Origin of the sequence: Bradyrhizobium sp., from assembly GCF_035484855.1 — a bacterium.
Taxonomy (GTDB): domain Bacteria; phylum Pseudomonadota; class Alphaproteobacteria; order Rhizobiales; family Xanthobacteraceae; genus Bradyrhizobium.
Genome location: NZ_DATHOP010000218.1, coordinates 1 through 17256, shown reverse-complemented (window position 1 = coordinate 17256; position 17256 = coordinate 1). Strand labels below are relative to the sequence as shown.

General features: G+C 63.1%; 18 protein-coding genes. 7 read left to right on the top strand and 11 right to left on the bottom strand.

The window, feature by feature from the left end:
- The 6 genes from mmsB to VK804_RS25350 form a co-directional block, all read right to left on the bottom strand.
- Nucleotides 1-711 (bottom strand): 3-hydroxyisobutyrate dehydrogenase (gene mmsB / locus VK804_RS25375; RefSeq protein ID WP_325375333.1); only part of this gene is annotated, 711 nt, incomplete at its 3' end.
- 30 nt (nucleotides 712-741) lie between these two features.
- Complete coding sequence (locus VK804_RS25370) at nucleotides 742-1836, bottom strand: enoyl-CoA hydratase/isomerase family protein (protein WP_325375331.1); 1095 nt, start codon at nucleotides 1834-1836, stop codon at nucleotides 742-744.
- Nucleotides 1833-2978 carry an isobutyryl-CoA dehydrogenase gene (locus VK804_RS25365; RefSeq protein WP_325375335.1) on the bottom strand — a complete coding sequence of 382 codons (1146 nt, stop codon included), beginning with the start codon at nucleotides 2976-2978 and terminating at the stop codon, nucleotides 1833-1835. The genes VK804_RS25370 and VK804_RS25365 overlap by 4 nt, the downstream gene beginning before the upstream one ends.
- On the bottom strand, nucleotides 2978-3406 hold the full coding sequence (locus VK804_RS25360; RefSeq protein WP_325375329.1) for a type II toxin-antitoxin system VapC family toxin: 429 nt from the start codon (nucleotides 3404-3406) through the stop codon (nucleotides 2978-2980). Before VK804_RS25360 ends, VK804_RS25365 begins: the two co-directional genes overlap by 1 nt.
- Nucleotides 3403-3630: a hypothetical protein gene (locus VK804_RS25355; RefSeq protein WP_325375327.1), complete on the bottom strand. Its 228-nt coding sequence runs from the start codon at nucleotides 3628-3630 to the stop codon at nucleotides 3403-3405. Before VK804_RS25355 ends, VK804_RS25360 begins: the two co-directional genes overlap by 4 nt.
- A 36-nt stretch (nucleotides 3631-3666) precedes the next feature.
- Nucleotides 3667-5163: a CoA-acylating methylmalonate-semialdehyde dehydrogenase gene (locus VK804_RS25350; protein WP_325375325.1), complete on the bottom strand. Its 1497-nt coding sequence runs from the start codon at nucleotides 5161-5163 to the stop codon at nucleotides 3667-3669.
- Here VK804_RS25350 and VK804_RS25345 point away from each other — a divergent pair.
- Nucleotides 5162-5377 carry a DUF6471 domain-containing protein gene (locus tag VK804_RS25345; RefSeq protein ID WP_325375323.1) on the top strand — a complete coding sequence of 72 codons (216 nt, stop codon included), beginning with the start codon at nucleotides 5162-5164 and terminating at the stop codon, nucleotides 5375-5377. The genes VK804_RS25350 and VK804_RS25345 overlap by 2 nt on opposite strands.
- Here the strand turns inward: VK804_RS25345 and VK804_RS25340 are convergent.
- Both VK804_RS25340 and VK804_RS25335 read right to left on the bottom strand, forming a co-directional pair.
- Nucleotides 5374-5973: a hypothetical protein gene (locus VK804_RS25340; protein WP_325375321.1), complete on the bottom strand. Its 600-nt coding sequence runs from the start codon at nucleotides 5971-5973 to the stop codon at nucleotides 5374-5376. The two genes, VK804_RS25345 and VK804_RS25340, sit on opposite strands and share 4 nt — an antisense overlap.
- Before the next feature lie 167 nt (nucleotides 5974-6140).
- A complete protein-coding gene (locus VK804_RS25335) occupies nucleotides 6141-6779 on the bottom strand; it encodes a TetR/AcrR family transcriptional regulator (protein ID WP_325375319.1) in 639 nt (212 codons plus the stop codon).
- Between the two features lie 211 nt (nucleotides 6780-6990).
- Here VK804_RS25335 and VK804_RS25330 point away from each other — a divergent pair, with 211 nt between their 5' ends.
- The 3 genes from VK804_RS25330 to VK804_RS25320 all read left to right on the top strand — a co-directional run bounded on the left by VK804_RS25330 (nucleotide 6991) and on the right by VK804_RS25320 (nucleotide 10904).
- Complete coding sequence (locus VK804_RS25330) at nucleotides 6991-7761, top strand: enoyl-CoA hydratase (protein ID WP_325375317.1); 771 nt, start codon at nucleotides 6991-6993, stop codon at nucleotides 7759-7761.
- A gap of 320 nt (nucleotides 7762-8081) precedes the next feature.
- A complete protein-coding gene (locus tag VK804_RS25325; protein WP_325375316.1) occupies nucleotides 8082-9278 on the top strand; it encodes an acetyl-CoA C-acyltransferase in 1197 nt (398 codons plus the stop codon).
- A gap of 342 nt (nucleotides 9279-9620) precedes the next feature.
- A complete protein-coding gene (locus VK804_RS25320; protein WP_325375314.1) occupies nucleotides 9621-10904 on the top strand; it encodes an MFS transporter in 1284 nt (427 codons plus the stop codon).
- Nucleotides 10905-11002: 98 nt separating this feature from the next.
- Here the strand turns inward: VK804_RS25320 and VK804_RS25315 are convergent, their stop codons facing one another.
- Nucleotides 11003-12562 carry an acyl-CoA carboxylase subunit beta gene (locus VK804_RS25315; RefSeq protein WP_325375312.1) on the bottom strand — a complete coding sequence of 520 codons (1560 nt, stop codon included), beginning with the start codon at nucleotides 12560-12562 and terminating at the stop codon, nucleotides 11003-11005.
- Nucleotides 12492-13466 (bottom strand): IclR family transcriptional regulator, encoded by a 975-nt coding sequence (locus tag VK804_RS25310; protein WP_325375310.1) that lies wholly within the window; start codon nucleotides 13464-13466, stop codon nucleotides 12492-12494. Before VK804_RS25310 ends, VK804_RS25315 begins: the two co-directional genes overlap by 71 nt.
- A gap of 157 nt (nucleotides 13467-13623) precedes the next feature.
- On the opposite strand from VK804_RS25310, the gene VK804_RS25305 reads away from it, so the two are divergent.
- The 3 genes from VK804_RS25305 (at nucleotide 13624) to VK804_RS25295 (ending at nucleotide 16147) form a co-directional block, all read left to right on the top strand.
- On the top strand, nucleotides 13624-13845 hold the full coding sequence (locus tag VK804_RS25305; RefSeq protein WP_325375309.1) for an acetyl-CoA carboxylase biotin carboxyl carrier protein subunit: 222 nt from the start codon (nucleotides 13624-13626) through the stop codon (nucleotides 13843-13845).
- Between the two features lie 114 nt (nucleotides 13846-13959).
- Entirely contained in the window at nucleotides 13960-15819 is a 1860-nt protein-coding gene (glsA, locus tag VK804_RS25300; RefSeq protein WP_325375308.1) for a glutaminase A, read from the top strand.
- A gap of 139 nt (nucleotides 15820-15958) precedes the next feature.
- A complete protein-coding gene (locus VK804_RS25295; protein WP_325375306.1) occupies nucleotides 15959-16147 on the top strand; it encodes a hypothetical protein in 189 nt (62 codons plus the stop codon).
- 3 nt (nucleotides 16148-16150) lie between these two features.
- Here the strand turns inward: VK804_RS25295 and VK804_RS25290 are convergent, their stop codons facing one another.
- A complete protein-coding gene (locus VK804_RS25290; RefSeq protein ID WP_325375304.1) occupies nucleotides 16151-16675 on the bottom strand; it encodes a carboxymuconolactone decarboxylase family protein in 525 nt (174 codons plus the stop codon).
- Nucleotides 16676-17256: the final 581 nt, after the last annotated feature.

Sequence of the window (17256 nt, the reverse complement as noted above, 5' to 3'; positions counted from 1 at the left end):
CGCGAAGCCCGGCTTGTAGTCGTTGTTGGCGGGCGACGTCGGCACCGGGCCGGGCACCGGACAATAACTGGTGAGCGACCAGCATTGCCCCGACGAGGTAGAAGCCACGTCAAACAGTGCCTGATGCGACAGGCCGAGCTTTTCGGCCAGCGCAAAGGCTTCGGATACCGCAATCATGGAAACGCCGAGGATCATGTTGTTGCAGATCTTCGCCGCCTGCCCGGCTCCGGCGCCGCCGCAATGCACGATCTTCTTGCCCATCTTTTCCAGCACCGGCTTTGCCGCCGCGAACGCCTTGTCCTCGCCGCCGCACATGAAGGTCAGCGTCGCGCCCTTGGCGCCGCCGGTGCCGCCGGACACCGGCGCATCGACCGAGGCGATGCCATGTTCGGCCGCCAGCGCATGGGCCTGCTTGGCGCTCTCGACATCGATGGTCGAGCAATCGATGATCAGCGCGCCCTTGGCCATCGAGGCGATGACGTCGCCCCATACCGACAGCACGTGCTTGCCCGCGGGCAGCATCGTGATCACGACGTCCGCACCCTTGACAGAAGCGGCCGCGCTTTCAGCGACCGAAGCGCCGTCGCTCGTGGCCTGGTTGCGCGAGGCTTCCACCAGATCGAACGCGACCACCTTGTGGCCTGCCTTGACCAGATTGGCCGCCATCGGGCCGCCCATGTTGCCGAGGCCGATGAATGCGAGTGTGGCCATCTCAAACTTCCTCCGCTGCGAGACAATTTTCTATTTTGATTGATCGAACTTCAGCTCGTCGGCACCTATTTCGGCAAAATACGGCGCCAGCATTTCCGGCGTCACATCCTCGATCCGCGGCGGCGACCATCGGGGATTACGGTCCTTGTCGATCACGGCGGCGCGCACGCCCTCGCGAAAATCGTCGCTGCGAAACACTTCCAGCGCGGCGCGATATTCCCGCACCAGGCATTGTTCCAACGAGGAGGACCCCCGTGCCAGCCGCAGCAGTCTTAGCGCGACCACCATGCCGCGCGGCGATTTTTCGTTCAACGTCTTCAGCGTCGATTGCGCCAGCTCCGAGGTGTCCCGCTGCAGCGCCGCGATGATATCGGCCATCCGGTCATGCGCAAACCAACGGTCGATTTGCGGCTGGAGCGCAGCCACCGGTCCCGATGTCTCGCCGGTCGCAAAGCCATCGATCGCGGCTTTCACATCCGCAGCGCTGACGCCGGCGCGAAGGTCGACCAGTGTTTCGCGCAACGCGGCCAGTTTGCCCGAGGGGACCACCGCGTCGGCAAACCGGGCATAGACGGCGTCGGGACCATTCATGGTTCGGCCGGTCAGCCCGAAATAGGTGCCGATCTCGCCCGGCGAGCGCGACAACAGCCAGGTGCCGCCGACGTCGGGGAAAAAGCCGAGACCGACTTCCGGCATTGCCAGTTTTGTCCGCTCGGTCACGACGCGGTGGCTGCTGTGCGCCGAGAGGCCGACGCCGCCGCCCATCACAATGCCGTCCATGAAGGACACATAGGGTTTTGGGAATTTGGCGATCCGGGCGTTGAGGATGTACTCCTCGCGCCACAGGATCTTGCCGAGATCGCCCTTGACCTTGGAGCTTTCATAGAGCTCGCGGATATCGCCGCCGGCGCAGAGACCGCGATCGCCAGCGCCTTCCAAAAGGATCAGGCCGACCGCGGGATCGGCCTCGAATTGGTCCAGCGCCTTGTCGATGTCGCGAAACATCGGCAGCGTCACGGCATTGATCGCCTTCGGCCGGTTGAGGCGGATGACGCCGGCCGCGCCCTCGCGCCGCGCGATCAGGTCGGGTTCGGGGCCCGCGCGAGAGGCGGCTTGCGCCGTCATCGCGCGCCCTCGATCAGTTTTCGCGATACGATCAGCCGCATGATCTCGTTGGTGCCTTCGAGGATCTGGTGCACCCGCAGATCGCGCACGATCTTCTCGATGCCGTATTCGCTGAGATAGCCGTAGCCGCCATGCAGCTGCAGCGCCTGGTTGGCGACCTCGAAACCGACATCGGTGCCGAAGCGCTTGGCCATCGCGCACAGCATGGTGGCATCCGCGTCCTTGCGGTCGAGGGCGGCCGCCGCGCGCCAGACGAAGGTGCGCGCCGCCTCCAGTTCGGTCGCCATGTCGGCGAGGCGAAACTGCAGCGCCTGGAATTCGTCGAGGCGTTTGCCGAAGGCCTTTCGCTCCCTCATATAGGCCAGCGACTTGTCGAGCGCGCATTGCGCTCCACCAAGCGAACAGGCCGCGATATTGATGCGGCCGCCATCGAGGCCGGCCATCGCGATCTTGAAGCCGATGCCTTCCTCGCCGAGCCGGTTGGCGACCGGCACGCGCGCATTCTCAAAAATCACCGCGCGCGTCGGCTGCGCGTTCCAGCCCATCTTCCGCTCATTGGCGCCGAGCGACAGGCCCGGCGTGTCGCCTTCGACCACCAGCGTCGAAATGCCGCCGGGTCCGCCCTCACCGGTCCGCACCATCACCACATAGACGTCGCCGCGGCCGGCGCCGGAAATGAACTGCTTCTGGCCGTTGAGCACGTAATGGTCGCCGTCGCGTACCGCGCGGGTGCGCAGCGCAGCGGCATCCGATCCCGAGCCGGGTTCGGTGAGGCAATAGCTCGCCAGCAATTCCATGGTGCAGAGTTTCGGCAGCCACTTTTGGCGCTGGGCGTCGCTGCCGTAAGCGTCGATCATCCAGGACGCCATGTTGTGGATCGAGATGAACGCCGACACCGTCGGACAACCCTGCGCCAGCGCCTCGAAGATCAGCGCCGCGTCGAACCGCGTCAGCGCCGAACCGCCGACGTCGTCGCGGATGTAGACCCCGCCGATGCCGAGCTTGGCGGCCTCGCGCATCACATCGACCGGAAAATACTTCTCCTCATCCCAGCGAATCGCGTGCGGCGCGATTTTTTCCGCGGCGAAATCCCGCGCCATATCGCGAACCGCGATCTGGTCCTCGTTGAGTGCGAATTGCATCATTCGGGCCGCCAGTCGGAAAGCAGCGTCACATGACGAGCGAGATCGGTGCCGGCAATTTTTGCCGCGAACCTGCGATCCGCGGTGACAAGCTGCGCATCGACTTTTCGCGCTGCCTCGAGATAGATCAAGTCATAGATCGGATGCCGCAGGGTGCAGGCATGTTCAAATGCGGGCTCGATCAGTTCGTCGATATCCATCAGATCGGGTAGAAACTGCGGCAGAGAGCTGAAATGATACTTCGCTTCATGACGAGACAGCATTCCTTGCATTGTCTTGCGAGCGAGCGCATTGGCGATCTCAGTCGTGATCAACCGCGGTGCGACGAGATGATCTCCGCTACCATACAGCTCCTTAGCTACGTTAGACATCTCTTCAAGCACAAGCCATTTGACCGCTACGCTCGCGTCAACGACCAACGTCCTCACATCAAGCCTTCTCTGATCTCATCCAACGTCAGGGACGGTTGAACGCCGTTGCAGCGCGAATGAAAATACCGCGACACGGCCACGCCCTCTTCGGGCGTGAATTTCCTCCCGCGCTCCAGCAGGAACTCGACTTCCTGCTCGAAGGTGCGGCCATTCGCGCGGGCGCGGCGCTCGAACGCAGCTTCCAGTTCAGCAACGCGGCTGTCTATCTCTGCCTGTGCCATTAGGTTTCTCCGCGAATATCCGGTTCGGACACTACCTCAATTCATCGTCGGAATCGAGAACTCCGCGCCTTCCTTGACGCCGGAGGGCCAGCGCGAGGTCACCGTCTTGGTCTTGGTATAGAAGCGCACCGAATCCGGCCCATACTGGTTGAGATCGCCGAAGCCGGAACGCTTCCAGCCGCCGAACGTATAATACGACACCGGCACCGGTATCGGCACGTTGATGCCGACCATGCCGACATTGACCCGGGCCGCGAAATCGCGCGCGGCGTCGCCGTCGCGGGTGAAGATCGCAACGCCGTTGCCGTATTCGTGCTCGGACGGCAGCGCCAGCGCCTCGTTGTAATCGTGGGCGCGCACCACCGAGAGCACGGGACCAAAAATCTCTTCCTTGTAGATCCGCATATCTTTTGTCACATGGTCGAACAGGCACCCGCCCATATAAAACCCGTTTTCATAGCCCTGCATCTTGAAGCCGCGGCCGTCGACCGCGAGCTTGGCGCCTTCCTTGATGCCGATCTCGACATAATTCTTGACCCGCTCCAGCGCGGCCCTGGTCACCAGCGGACCGAAATCGGCGGTTGGATCGATCGAGGGGCCGATTTTCAGGTTCTCGACCCGGGGAATGAGCTTTTCCATCAGCCGGTCGGCCGTGGTCTTGCCGACGGGGACCGCAACCGACACCGCCATGCAGCGTTCGCCCGCCGCACCATATCCGGCGCCGACCAGCGCATCGACCGTCTGGTCCATGTCGGCATCCGGCATGACGATGGCGTGGTTCTTGGCGCCGCCAAAACACTGCGCCCGCTTGCCGCTCGCCGCGGCCCGCTCATAGATATACTGCGCGATCGAGGACGAGCCGACAAAGCCGACCGCGGCAATGTCGGGATCGTCGAGAATCGCGTCCACGGCTTCCTTGTCGCCGTTGACGACATTGAGGATGCCCGGCGGCAGCCCGGCCTCGAGCATCAGCTTCGCGAGCGCCATCGGCACACCGGGATCGCGCTCCGAGGGTTTCAGCACGAACGCGTTGCCGCAGGCGATCGCGGGCGCGAATTTCCACATCGGGATCATCGCCGGGAAATTGAACGGCGTGATGCCGGCGACGACGCCGAGCGGCTGGCGCATCGAATAGATGTCGATGCCGGGCCCGGCACCTTCGGTATATTCGCCCTTCATCATCTGTGGAATGCCGAGAGCGAATTCCACGACCTCGACGCCGCGCAGAATATCGCCCTTGGCGTCGGGAATGGTCTTGCCATGCTCGCGCGCCAGCAGTTCGGCGAGCGCGTCATTGTCCCGCGCCACCAGTTCCAGGAATTTCATGAGGACACGAACCCGGCGCTGCGGGTTGGTCGCAGCCCACTCCGGTTGCGCGGCTAAAGCATTCTCGACCGCGGCGCGCAGTTCGGCTTTTGAGCCCAGCGCCACCTGGGCCTGGACGGTGCCCGTCATCGGTTCAAAGACGTCCGCGGACCGTCCCGAGGCGCCCTTGACCTCGCGGCCGCCGATAAAATGTCCGATCGTGCGCATGCGTACCTCCCGAAGCCGGATTTTGCGGCATCTTGCAGGCTTTGCAGCATTTGGAAAGGGTTTCCGCGCGCGGCGGATTTGCGAAAATGCGGGTGTGGCCGGTATTATGGCGCAAACGCCCATGAAACTGAAACGGGGAACGTTTGCGGCAACGTTCTTTTTAGCCTGTCTTGCAGCGATGGAGATTGAGGGGGTGGTGTTGGATGAGATTTAGATCAGGGCTTCTATGGTGACCGTTTTACCTGTCATCTCCCCATTGAAGACAATCACAGCATAAATAGGATCGAAGACGTTGATTTGGTATTGAGGCAGATCAGGACCACCGGAAACCTTTAGTTGCTTAATGCCCGACAATTTATCAAAAACGATTACAAGATTCCAAATAACCCGAGTGTCTATCTTTGGCGGCAGAGTCGGCTTTTTGGGGTCAATCGACTGAACATTCATACGGTTCTGTAAGAAATACCATCTCTTAATATTTTCACCGGAGATGTGGATCGCATTGTTTGGATCAACAAACCTTATTGTTAGCGATGTCGGAATAGCGGGCAACAAGGTCGCAGTGTCGTCCGCTGCAGTTTCTTTGGAGCCGTGTGTTACGAGCGGGGCAATCGCCCTGATCGCCAGAATGGCACTTCCAATGGCGAACAGGACGATGGGAACATAGGCCCACTTGGCGCTTGAGAAGAATGTCGGAAAGTTCTCAAGCATGGCTGGGTTGTCCTTTACGACAGCGCCCGCCGCCAATCCAAAGGCTGCAATTCCTAGGCACCCGTAGGTAACCCAATCCCAAAAGCCCCAATGTGACATGGCAAAATCTCCCCTTCGGGCATCGTACCCTAGGAGCGGCAACCTTGAAATGAGTGGAATCTGGCCGCTCCGGCATCATGGCGCGGGCCTTGTGGCGTTCGCGCCATAATACCGGGCCAGCTTTGCGGGCGCTTAAGACCAACGTCGAATGAGGCCGCGCGGGCCGATCAGTGCCTCGCCGGCGTGGCGGCCTTCTTGACCGCAGCTTTCTTCGCGACCCGTTTTGCCGGCGCAGCCCGCGCGAGCACGGCCTCGCGGCCGGCGGCCAGAATCTCGTCGGAAAATTCGCCTGACCCGGCGATGCGGGCGAGCACCAGAGTCCCCATCATGGTCGCGATCGCAGCCATCGCCTGCTTGCGCGCGGCCTTGCGCGGCAGTTCCGGAACCTGCGCGGCGAGCATGTCGATCATCTGCTCCAGCTTGGCGGCAAAGGCCTTGCGAGTCCTGGGGCTCTCGCGGGCGATTTCCGCGCCCAGCGTGGGAATGGCGCAGCCGTGGCCGGGATCGTCGCGGTGGAGCGTCGACAGGTAGGAATCCACGATGGTCGCCAGGCGCTTCTCCGGCGGCGTCTGCTCGGCGAGTTTGCGCCAGTGCTCGGTGCCCCGGTCCATCGCATGCGTAAAGGCCTCGATCACCAGCGCATCCCGGGAATCGAAATGGGCGTAGAACCCGCCATGGGTCAGGCCGGCGTCCTTCATCAGGTCGGCGACGCCGATGCCGTGCGCGCCCTTTTCGCGAAGCCGCACCGAGGCCTTCTTCACGATTCTGGCGTGGGTTTCGAGCTTGTGTTCCCTGGAGTAGCGCATCGGCGGTCCCATTGAATGTCTGAAGTCATATAATAACGGAAATGGCCGGCAAAAGCTGCAGCTATTTGCGGGACGGTTCCCGGGCACCGTCCGGGATGGTGAACGGCCGACCCGCCGGCCGGCGTGGCGGGCTTATCGCGTCTGCTTGACAAGCCGGCGAATTGGCCGGGAATAGCGCTGTTCGAAACCGGTGGCAACAGCCGAGATATCCATGCAAATGCTCAATCCCCATTGCGGCGTCGAGCGCGACCCGCGCGGCGTGGTGCGCCTGACGATCTGCAACGCCGGTTCCCTCAACATCCTGGGCTCGGCCGTGATCACAGCGGTCCGCGAGGGGCTGCAGGTGCTGGCAACCGAACGGCAGATCCGGGTGCTGGTGATCGCGGGCCAGAGCGAGAAAAGCATGATCGGCGGCGCCGACATCAAGGAAATGGCGCGGCTCGACCAGGCCTCGGCCGAGAAATTCATCACGGGATTGCGCGACCTCTGCGAGGCCGTCCGCGCCTTTCCCGCTCCGGTCATCGCCCGGATGCCGGGCTGGTGCCTCGGTGGCGGCCTCGAGGTCGCAGCCGCCTGCGATTTCAGGATCGCGGCGCACGACGCCAAATTCGGCATGCCGGAGGTGCGGGTCGGGATTCCCTCGGTCATCCATGCCGCGCTGTTGCCGCGGCTGATCGGCTGGGGCCGCGCCCGCTGGCTGGTGATGACCGCGGAGAATATCGATGCGGCAACCGCGCTCGCCTGGGGGCTGGTCGACGTGGTCGCCGGGGAAGGCGGCCTCGATGAAGCGGTCGAGAAGACGGTCAAGGCGCTGCTCGAATGCGGCCCGCAAGCGCTGCGCGCGCAAAAGGCGCTGCTGCGGCAGTGGGAGGAATTGCCGCTGAAGGAATCCGTCGACCTGAGCATCGGCGTTTTCGGACAATCGTTCCAGACCGACGAGCCGCACCGGCTAATGCAGGCTTTCATCGACCGCAAGCGGTAGCCCCTTGTCGCAGCGGGTGCGTTTACCCTCCCCTGAAAGGCCCTGAAGGGGGAGGGTCGACGCGAATGAAATGAGCGGCGGGGTGGGGTGACAGTCTCTCCCCTCGAACAGTGCCCGAGTTGAGAGATCACCCCACCCCGTCTCGCATTTCGCTGCGCTCATGCGAGCCGACCCTCCCCCTCCCAGGCCCCTCCCAGGGGAGGGTAAGAAGAAACCAGGCTTTCTCCTCTCACGACAATTTATCGCGAGCCGCCGTTGCAATTTTTGCAGCGCATCATATGATGCACGTAATTCAATCTGCGAAAATTGAGGAGCCCACCATGGCCGCCGCTTCCGATCCCGTCGTCATCGTTTCCGCCGCCCGCACCCCGCTCGGCAAGTTTTTGGGCGAGCTGGCGCCGTTTTCCGCCCATCAGCTGGGTTCCCACGTCATCGGCGCCGCGGTCGAGCGCGCAAAATTGTCGCCTCATCGAATCGACGAGGTGTTCATGGGCTGCGTGCTGCCGGCCGGCCAGGGTCAGGCCCCGGCGCGGCAGGCCGCCCGCGGCGCCAAGCTGCCTGACGCGACCGGCGCCACCACCATCAACAAGGTCTGCGGCTCCGGCATGAAAGCCACGATGTTGGCGCATGACATTATCAATGCGGGCTCTGCCGGTATCGTGGTGTCCGGCGGCATGGAGAGCATGACGAACGCGCCCTATCTGCTGGCGAAGGCGCGCGCCGGCTATCGCGCCGGCCATGACCGCATCATCGATCACATGATGATGGACGGGCTGGAGGATGCCTACGAGGCCGGCCGCTCGATGGGCGATTTCGGCGAGGCCACTGCCGAAGCCTATCAATTCACCCGCGCCGAGCAGGACGCTTATGCCATGGAGACGCTGACGCGCGCCCGCAAGGCGGTCGAAGGCGGCGCGTTCAAGGCCGAGATCGTGCCGCTCACGGTGAAGGAAAAGGCCGGTCCGCGCGTGATCGGCAATGACGAGATTCCGATGAAGGTCGACCCTGCGAAAATTCCGGGGCTGAAACCGGCGTTCCGGCCCAACGGCACCATCACGCCCGCCGCCTCCTCGGCGAATGCCGACGGCGCCGCTGCCTTGATCCTGACCAAGCGCTCGCTCGCCGATCGCGACGGCCTGCCGACACTCGCCGAGATCAAGGGCCACGCCACCCACAGCCAGGAACCGCAATGGTTCACCACCGCGCCGATCCCGGCGATCCGCAAGCTGCTCGAGAAAGTCGGCTGGAGCGTCGGTGACGTTGACCTGTTCGAGATCAACGAGGCGTTCGCGGTAGTGCCGATGGCGGCGCAGCGCGATCTCGGAATTCCGCGCGACAAACTCAACATCAATGGCGGCGCCTGCGCGCTCGGCCATCCCATTGGCGCCACCGGCGCGCGCCTGATCGTGACATTGCTGCATGCGCTGGAAGCGCACAACCTGAAACGCGGCATCGCGGCGCTGTGCATCGGCGGCGGCGAAGCCACCGCGATTGCGGTGGAGCGCATGGTGCATTAAAGGCGAGTGGCGAATAGCGAGTAGCGCTTTTCCATTCGCTATTCGCCATTCGCGTCCGCTATGTCCTGAATTGAGGGAAATTAGGCATTTCGGACTCAGTTCCGATCATTCAGAATCGGCGCGTTAGCCGGGTTCCACTCTCCTTTGCATGGGGTTGTTTTCGCGATTTTTTGTCCAGGCCCTGCCGCGCACCGCCGAAGGAACGCAATGCCGGGTCCGGGATACGAGATCGTTAATGCCTCGCGCTTACGGGACGAATCGATCCAACTTCAAAACATCATGCTCTAGTTTGCGACACTTCATCTTCGTTATCTTCATCCCAACCTCCGGCAAGGACCTCTCATGATCTCGAACTGGCTGTCGGCCGCGCTCGCCCGCCGCGATATCCATTACGGCTGGGTGATGGTCGCCGTCACCTTCTTCACCTCGCTGATCTCGGCCGGCACGGTCGGCGCGCCCGGCGTGTTCATCGTGCCGCTGCAGCATGAGTTCGGCTGGACCACGGCCGAGATCTCCTCGGCGCTCTCGATCCGCTTCATCCTGTTCGGGCTGATGGCACCCTTCGCGGCCGCGCTGTTGAACCGCTACGGCCTGCGCAATGTGACGCTGTCGGCGCTGTTGATCGTGGCCTCAGCATTGGTGACGTCGCTTGCCATGACGCAAGTCTGGCAATTGATGCTGCTGTGGGGCGTGGTGATCGGCATCGGCACCGGCATGACGGCGCTGGTTTTGGGCGCGACCATCGCCGCGCGCTGGTTCGCGGCGCGGCGGGGGCTCGTGGTCGGCATTCTCACCGCGAGCGTGGCAACGGGACAGCTGGTGTTCCTGCCGCTGCTCGCAGCCATCACCGAACGGATGGGCTGGCGGATCGCGCTGGGGCTGATCTGCGTGATGCTCGGCGTCTCGGCAACGGCGGTGCTGCTGCTGATGCGCGATCGGCCCGGCGATCTCGGCTTGCGGCCGTTCGGCGATGAGGGGACAGAACCGCTTGCGCCGCCGCCTCCCAACACGGCGCCGATCATGGCGGCCGCGCTCGGCACGCTGCGCGATGCCGCAAAGCAGCGGGTGTTCTGGATCCTGTTTGCGACGTTCTTCATCTGCGGCGCCTCCACCAACGGGCTGGTCCAGGTGCATCTGATTCCGATGTGTCTCGATTTCGGCATTCCGCAGGTGCAGGCCGCAAGCCTGCTCGCCGCGATGGGCGTGTTCGATTTCTTCGGCACCATCGGCTCGGGCTGGCTGTCGGACCGTTTCGACAATCGCTATCTGCTGTTCTGGTATTACGGCCTGCGCGGGCTTTCGCTGTTGTTCCTTCCCTTCACCGATTTCTCGTTCTACGGCCTGTCGCTGTTTGCGATGTTTTATGGGCTGGACTGGATCGCCACCGTGCCGCCGACGGTGCGGCTGACGGCGCAACGGTTCGGACCGGAGCGCGCCAACCTGGTGTTCGGCTGGATCTTTGCCGGCCATCAACTGGGAGCCGCGACCGCCGCCTTCGGCGCCGGCCTGTCGCGGACGCTGCTTGCGACCTACCTGCCGGCGTTCTTCGTCGCCGGCGCGCTGTGTGTGGTCGCGGCGTTGATCGTGCTGGCGATCTCGCGGCCGGTGAAGGCGGTGGTGGCGTGAGTTCGTCATTCCGGGGCGATGCGCAGCATCGAACCCGGAATCTCGAGATTCCGGGTCTGGTCCTTCGGACCATCCCGGAATGACCAGTTCATCAAATATTACGGCCTGATCGTCATGTTCGTCGCCGGCCCCGGCGTGCGCAGCGGCTCGGCGAGGCGTGCGAATTCGCAGAGCAGCGAGCGGGTCTTGCGCGGGTCGATGATCTCCTCGACCCAGAATTTTTCGGCCGAACGAAACGGCGAACGCAGTTTGTTGAGACGGTCCTCGATCTCCTGCAGTTTCGCCGCCGGATCGTCCGAGGCGTCGATGTCGGCGCGGTAGGCGGCCTCGATGCCGCCTTCCAGCGGCAGCGAGCCCCAATAGGCCGACGGCCAGGCATAGCGAAACGAGTAGCGGTCCGCCGGCTGATGCACCACGCCGGCGACGCCGAAGGAATTGCGCACGATGATGGTGCACCAGGGCACGGTAGACTGGTTCACGGCCGCCATCGCACGCACGCCGTGGCGGATGGTCGCCGCCTTCTCGGCTTCCAGGCCGATCATGAAACCCGGGCAATCCATCAGATAGACCACCGGCAGATGGAAGGTCTCCGCGAAATCGACCCAGCGCACCACCTTCTGGCAGGCCTCCGCCGTCCACGATCCGCCGTAGTGGAAGGAGTCGCTGGCGAGCAGCATCACCGCGCGGCCCTCCAGCCGCGCCAGGCCCGTGATCATCGGCCGGCCGAAATTGCAATTGACCTCGAAGAACGAACCCTTGTCGACGACCGCGTCGATGATGGGGCGCATCTTGTAGACCTGGCGGCGGTTGCGCGGCACCGCCTTCATCAGCGACTCTTCCGATCGTTCGGGATCGTCGTCGCAGGCAAGCGTCGGCGGCAATTCAAAGACCGACGACGGCAGGTAAGAGAGAAAACGCCGGACGCGCTCGAACGCCTCCTCTTCGGTATCGACGGCATCGTCGACGCCGCCGGCGCGGGTCTGGATATCGGCGCCGCCGAGTTCCTGCTTTGAAAGATCCTGGCCCAGACGTTTGACCACCGGCGGGCCTGCGACGAACATCGCGGAATTCCTGGTCATGATCGAATAATGGCTGGCGGCAAGCCGCGCCGCGCCAAGCCCCGCGACCGAGCCGAGCCCCAGCCCCACCACCGGCACGCGGGCCATGTTCGCCGTCGTGTACAAATAGGCGCGGTTGCCGCCGATACCGCCGGGCAGATTGGCCGCGCCCTTGGTTTCGATGGTTTTCACCGAACCGCCGCCGCCGGAGCCTTCGATGATGCGGATGATGGGCAAGCGGAAATCATGCGCCATTTCCTCGGCCATCAGCGGCTTGGCCTTGATCGAGGCATCCGCCGAGCCGCCGCGCACGGTGAAATCGTCGCCGACCACGACGACGGTGCGGCCGTCGATCTTGCCGCGGCCGAACACGCAATTGGCCGGCGTCAGGTGCTTGAGTTCGCCGTGCTCGTCATATTCGCCGACGCCGGCAATCGCGCCGACCTCATGGAAGCTCTTGGCATCGACGAGCTTGTCGATCCTTTCGCGGACGGTGAGCCGGCCCTGGTCGCGTTGCCGCTTGACCTTGTCAACGCCGCCCATCTCGCGCGCGAACGCTTCGCGCCGGGCGAGGTCGTCGAGTTCCGGCTTCCAGTTCATTCGTATCCTCCGTCCTGATCATCTTGTTCTTGTGGTTGGCGACCGGAAGCGGCTTCCTCTCGACCCGATCGCTGAACAGCTCGCCGTCCGCGCCGTCGATCATGCTGCCGATCGCGGCACTCAGTTCCAGTAGCTTTGGCGCGACCTCCTTGTGCAGCCGCTTCTCGTCATACATCGCCGCCAGAAGCCCGATCGTGACCACGACGAAGGTCTGGTATTGCGGCGACCATAGCGGCACCGCAAGGCCGTTGATATGTGGGCTCCACAAGCCGCAGGCCACGACATAGCCGTGCTCGCGCAGGAAGCGGCGGTTGGCTTCCAGCCGCGGCCGTAGCAGTTTTGCGCCTTCCGGGATTTCGCGCTCCATTTCCGCGAGCAACGCATCGCCCACCTCGGGATCGAGGGCTGCGGTATAGGCGTGTCCCGCCGCGGTGCTGACCATGGCGATGCGGCTGCCCGAGGTCGAACTCAGGCCGAGCGCATTGGCGGCGCGGCCGACCTCGAGATAGACCAGGTTGAAACGATCCGGAATCACAAAGCCGACGGTTCCCGGTAATTGCTCGGCGACATCCTGCAGCCGCGACCGGATCAGGTTGCGCAATTGCAGGCCGCGCATCATCGAGGTGCTCATGGCGACCGCGCTCGGGCCGATGCGGTATTTCTGGTCGCGCGGCAGATACACCAGTTGTCCCATCCGGGTCAGCGTATGGGTCAGCCGCGACACGGTGGAACGCGGCAGGCCGCAGCGGCTGGAAATCTCCAGATTGCCGAGCCGCGCCTCATGGCTCTCGAAGCAGCGCAGGACGTCAAAGGCGCGCGACACCACCTGGATGACGTCGCCCTCGCCTGTGAGATCGCTCGCGAGCATTCCCTGTTTGCTAAGCCGTTCCGAGCGTCTTCCCATGTGATTTTGCCTGCCGGTTTATTCCGCATTGCGGAACAAAATTCCACTTGCAGAACAAGCTACCTCAGGCAATCTGCCGCCACAACAAGAAGCCGAGGGCGTCCGCCCCCATCGATGCGCGCATTCCCGGCGCGCCGCGGCTGTCCCGGAGAAGGCAATGCCCGAGATCAAGATCGTGACCGAGGTCGCCGGGCGCGTCTGCGCGCTGCCGGTCGAAGTCGGCGGCAACGTCGGCGATGGCGACGACATCGCCTTCGTCGAGGCCATGAAGATGGAAATCCCGGTGGCTTCGCCGGCCGCGGGAAAGCTCAAATCGATCCTCGTCAGCATCGACGACGTCGTTGCGGAAGGTCAGGTGTTGGCGATCCTCGAAACCTGACACGCCGTTCCCGCACTCCCTGCCTGATATAAGGCCATCAGGCCGGTATCAGCTCCGCCCGATGCGACGTAAAATCAGGCCGGCGCGAGCGACTTCGCACGTCAGGACAAGGCAATGAACACATCGCATTCGGCCGCGGCCCAACATGCCGACAGCTGGGCGGCCCTGAAATCGCCGCTGCTGCGGTTTCTTGCCGCCTGCCACGCCGATTTTTCCGCCGAGACCGGCGGCAACGTCGCCAATTATATTCCCGAGCTCGGCAAGGCCGACCCCGATCATTTCGGCATTGCCCTCGCCACGCTGGACGGGCATGTCTATGAGGTCGGCGACAGCCGCATTCCCTTCACGATCCAGTCGATGTCAAAGCCGTTCGTGTTCGCGCTGGCGCTGGATACGCTGGGGGCGGCCGAGGTTGAAAGCCAAATCGGCGTCGAGCCGTCGGGCGACCCCTTCAATTCCATCCGGCTCAACGCCGACAACCATCCCTTCAATCCCATGGTCAATGCCGGCGCGATCGCTTGCTCCGGCTTAATCCATCAGGCCAAAGGCGATGGCGCCTTCGAGTTTATCCGCCAGGCACTTGGCCGATTCGCCGGGCGCGAACTCGAGATCGACGAAGCCGTCTATGCCTCCGAGAGCGCGACCGGCGACCGCAACCGCGCCATCGCCTATCTCTTGCGCAACTCCACCGTGATCAAGGACGACGTGGCAGAGGTGCTCAAGGTCTATTTCCGGCAATGCTCCGTGCTGGTGACGGCGCGCGATATCGCCGTGATGGCCGCGACGCTGGCCAATCGCGGTATTAACCCCGTGACAGGCGAGCAGGTGCTGACGCCTTACGCGATTTCCCGCGCGCTGTCGGTGATGACATCGTCGGGCATGTACGACTATGCCGGCGAATGGATCTATCGCGTCGGCATCCCCGCCAAGAGCGGCGTCGGCGGCGGCATCCTGGCGGCGCTGCCGGCGCGGCTCGGGCTCGGCAGCTACTCGCCGCGGCTCGACGGCCATGGCAACAGCGTCCGCGGCATCAAGGTGTGCGAGGCATTGTCGCTGCACTACGATCTGCACATGCTCAACCGCAGCGACGACGCGCGCAACAGCATCATCGCCGACTATCATATCGGCAAAAGCCCGTCGCGGCGCAGCCGCCGGCCGCACGAGCAGAAGATTCTCGCCGCCCATCAGAGTGATGTCCGCGTCATCGAACTGGTCGGGACGCTGACCTTTTCCAACGTCGACTATGTTTCGCGCCAGCTCGCCGCCAAACCGCGGCCGCATTTCATCATCTTCGACCTGCGCCGGGTCGCCGCGATCACCCGCGCCGGCGCACGGCTGCTCGCCGAAGGTCTTCGCGAACTCGCCGTGTTCAATGTCACGGTGATCATCTCCGGGATCAAGCGCGCCTCGCCGCAATGGGAACCGCTCGGCGAGTGGATCGCGGGCATCTCGAATTTGCGCAATTTCCCTGTGCTCGACGACGCCATCGAATGGGCCGAGGACCAGATCGTCTACCGCCATGGCGGGGCGATCGATACGCTTGAGGTGACCGAATTGTCCGAGCAACCGCTGCTGGCCGGGCTTGATGAGGACGAGTTGGCGCGGCTCGCCGCGCTCGGCACGATCAGGACCTATCACGCCGGCGAGAAGATCATCGCCGCGAGCGAACCCGCGCGTTCGCTGTTTTTCCTGCGAAGCGGCGTCGTCCACGTCAAGCTGCCCGGTGGTATCAGGCTCGCGACGATCACCGCCGGCATGGCGTTTGGCGAAATGTCGCTGCTGGAAGCGCATCGTTCCGCCGATGTCGAGGCCGACAAATCCGTCACCGCCCTGGAAATTCCGCTCGACGATTTCCAGCGCTTTCGCGAGGCGCATCCGAGCACCGGCGAACGCATCATGCGCAATCTCGCACAGCTGCTCGCCGACCGGCTGATCGTGGCCAACGAGAGGGTCAATCTGTTGTCGGCGACGTAAGTTCCGGCAAGCGGGCATCGTCACAGTAATGACACGGCGCGGGGCGCGCATTTTGCCACGCTTTGTCGCCAAATCGTCATTTTGACAGCGAAATGCGGCCAAACCGGCGTGACCAGATCAAGCGCAGTTCATTCGGGGAGTGCGTCACTTGGCCTATCATATCGTAGCGGTAAGAGAGAACGAGACCGTCAAGTGCGAACGGATGAGCGTGCTGATCGCGATCGCCAAGGCGCGCGTCTGGGCCAGCGAGGGATGGCAGGTCGTCATTACAGATGAAGCGGGAAAAACGCTGGAACCCGCCGAATTCGACAAGCTGCTGGCGGCGTAGCGCCTACACCACTTCCGTCACCGGCTGCATGTCGATGGCAAAGGTTTCCAGAAATTTCGACGTCATGATGTAGAAGCCGACCGAGAGCTGCAGCTCGACCAGCGCCGCCGGCGTCAGTTTGGCGGCAATCGCGTTGAAGGTCGCGTCGGTGGGGCGGCGCAGCTTCACGATCTCATCGGTAAAGGCGAGCGCCGCGCGCTGCGTTTCATTGAAGCAGCCTGCGGATTTCCAGTCCTCGAGCGCGGCGTTCTGCTCATCGGTGACGCCGACATTCTTGCCGATGCGCTTGTGCGCAACCACCTCGTAGGGCGCCTCGCAGAGGATCCCCGTGCGGGTGATCGCAAGTTCCCGCACCACCGGATCGAGTTCGCCCCTGTGGCGGATCGCACCACCGAGCCGGCAATATTGTTCGAAATATTTCGGCGAGTGCGCCATCATGCGAAAGATGTTGGCGTTGCGGTTCTTGCCCAGAATTTCCTTCGTCCGTTCGTTCGATTTCGACGTGTCGCAATACTCGATACGGGCCATGGGTCACCTCCAGCATATGTTTTGAACCGCCTTGTCAGATGGCGGATTTTCCAAAAACCGTATCCCCGCCGCCTTGGCCGATCAACGGTGGGTGTCCCCCGCCAAGCTCGAAGCCGCTCTCAAAATTCCTTGTCTCGCGCATAAACCCGCTACAGGCGAGCCAAAATGCCGCCTTATTGCTAAACGACCTTACCCCCGTCGATGTTCGCTGAGTGGGGACTCAATCAAAGCGAATACTCGTCGTGGGGTGTTCCGAGTAAAATCCAGGCGGTTGTCGGGCCTTTGCGGGCCACGATGAAACGCGCCCATATCCGGGTCACCCAGGCCCGAGTCTAGGGAGAATGACATGAAGGACGCCAGTAAAAAGGCGGCCTCGGAGGCACTCGCGCAGATGATGGCAGTGACGGCAATGCTCGTCATTGCCAGCGTCGTCCTCTACGTGCGGTGATTACCAACCGCAGGCGCGGGATTAAGCGCCTGCGACGAAGCAATCCGGGGCAACTGGTTCTGCGTAGCCTTGGGGGTTGCTTCGCTTGCGTTCGCGAAAACTGATCAAGTGGTTCCTTGAGCGCACCTACCCC

Bases quoted from the DNA above. Each gene is read 5' to 3' on its own strand.
- VK804_RS25370 (WP_325375331.1), bottom strand. From the start codon at position 1,836: ATGACGGCGCAAGCCGCCTCTCGCGCGGGCCCCGAACCCGACCTGATC.
- VK804_RS25365 (WP_325375335.1), bottom strand. From the start codon at position 2,978: ATGCAATTCGCACTCAACGAGGACCAGATCGCGGTTCGCGATATGGCG.
- VK804_RS25355 (WP_325375327.1), bottom strand. From the start codon at position 3,630: ATGGCACAGGCAGAGATAGACAGCCGCGTTGCTGAACTGGAAGCTGCG.
- VK804_RS25345 (WP_325375323.1), top strand. From the start codon at position 5,162: ATGCGTACCTCCCGAAGCCGGATTTTGCGGCATCTTGCAGGCTTTGCA.
- VK804_RS25350 (WP_325375325.1), bottom strand. From the start codon at position 5,163: ATGCGCACGATCGGACATTTTATCGGCGGCCGCGAGGTCAAGGGCGCC.
- VK804_RS25340 (WP_325375321.1), bottom strand. From the start codon at position 5,973: ATGTCACATTGGGGCTTTTGGGATTGGGTTACCTACGGGTGCCTAGGA.
- VK804_RS25335 (WP_325375319.1), bottom strand. From the start codon at position 6,779: ATGCGCTACTCCAGGGAACACAAGCTCGAAACCCACGCCAGAATCGTG.
- VK804_RS25330 (WP_325375317.1), top strand. From the start codon at position 6,991: ATGCAAATGCTCAATCCCCATTGCGGCGTCGAGCGCGACCCGCGCGGC.
- VK804_RS25325 (WP_325375316.1), top strand. From the start codon at position 8,082: ATGGCCGCCGCTTCCGATCCCGTCGTCATCGTTTCCGCCGCCCGCACC.
- VK804_RS25320 (WP_325375314.1), top strand. From the start codon at position 9,621: ATGATCTCGAACTGGCTGTCGGCCGCGCTCGCCCGCCGCGATATCCAT.
- VK804_RS25315 (WP_325375312.1), bottom strand. From the start codon at position 12,562: ATGAACTGGAAGCCGGAACTCGACGACCTCGCCCGGCGCGAAGCGTTC.
- VK804_RS25310 (WP_325375310.1), bottom strand. From the start codon at position 13,466: ATGGGAAGACGCTCGGAACGGCTTAGCAAACAGGGAATGCTCGCGAGC.
- VK804_RS25305 (WP_325375309.1), top strand. From the start codon at position 13,624: ATGCCCGAGATCAAGATCGTGACCGAGGTCGCCGGGCGCGTCTGCGCG.
- glsA (WP_325375308.1), top strand. From the start codon at position 13,960: ATGAACACATCGCATTCGGCCGCGGCCCAACATGCCGACAGCTGGGCG.
- VK804_RS25290 (WP_325375304.1), bottom strand. From the start codon at position 16,675: ATGGCCCGTATCGAGTATTGCGACACGTCGAAATCGAACGAACGGACG.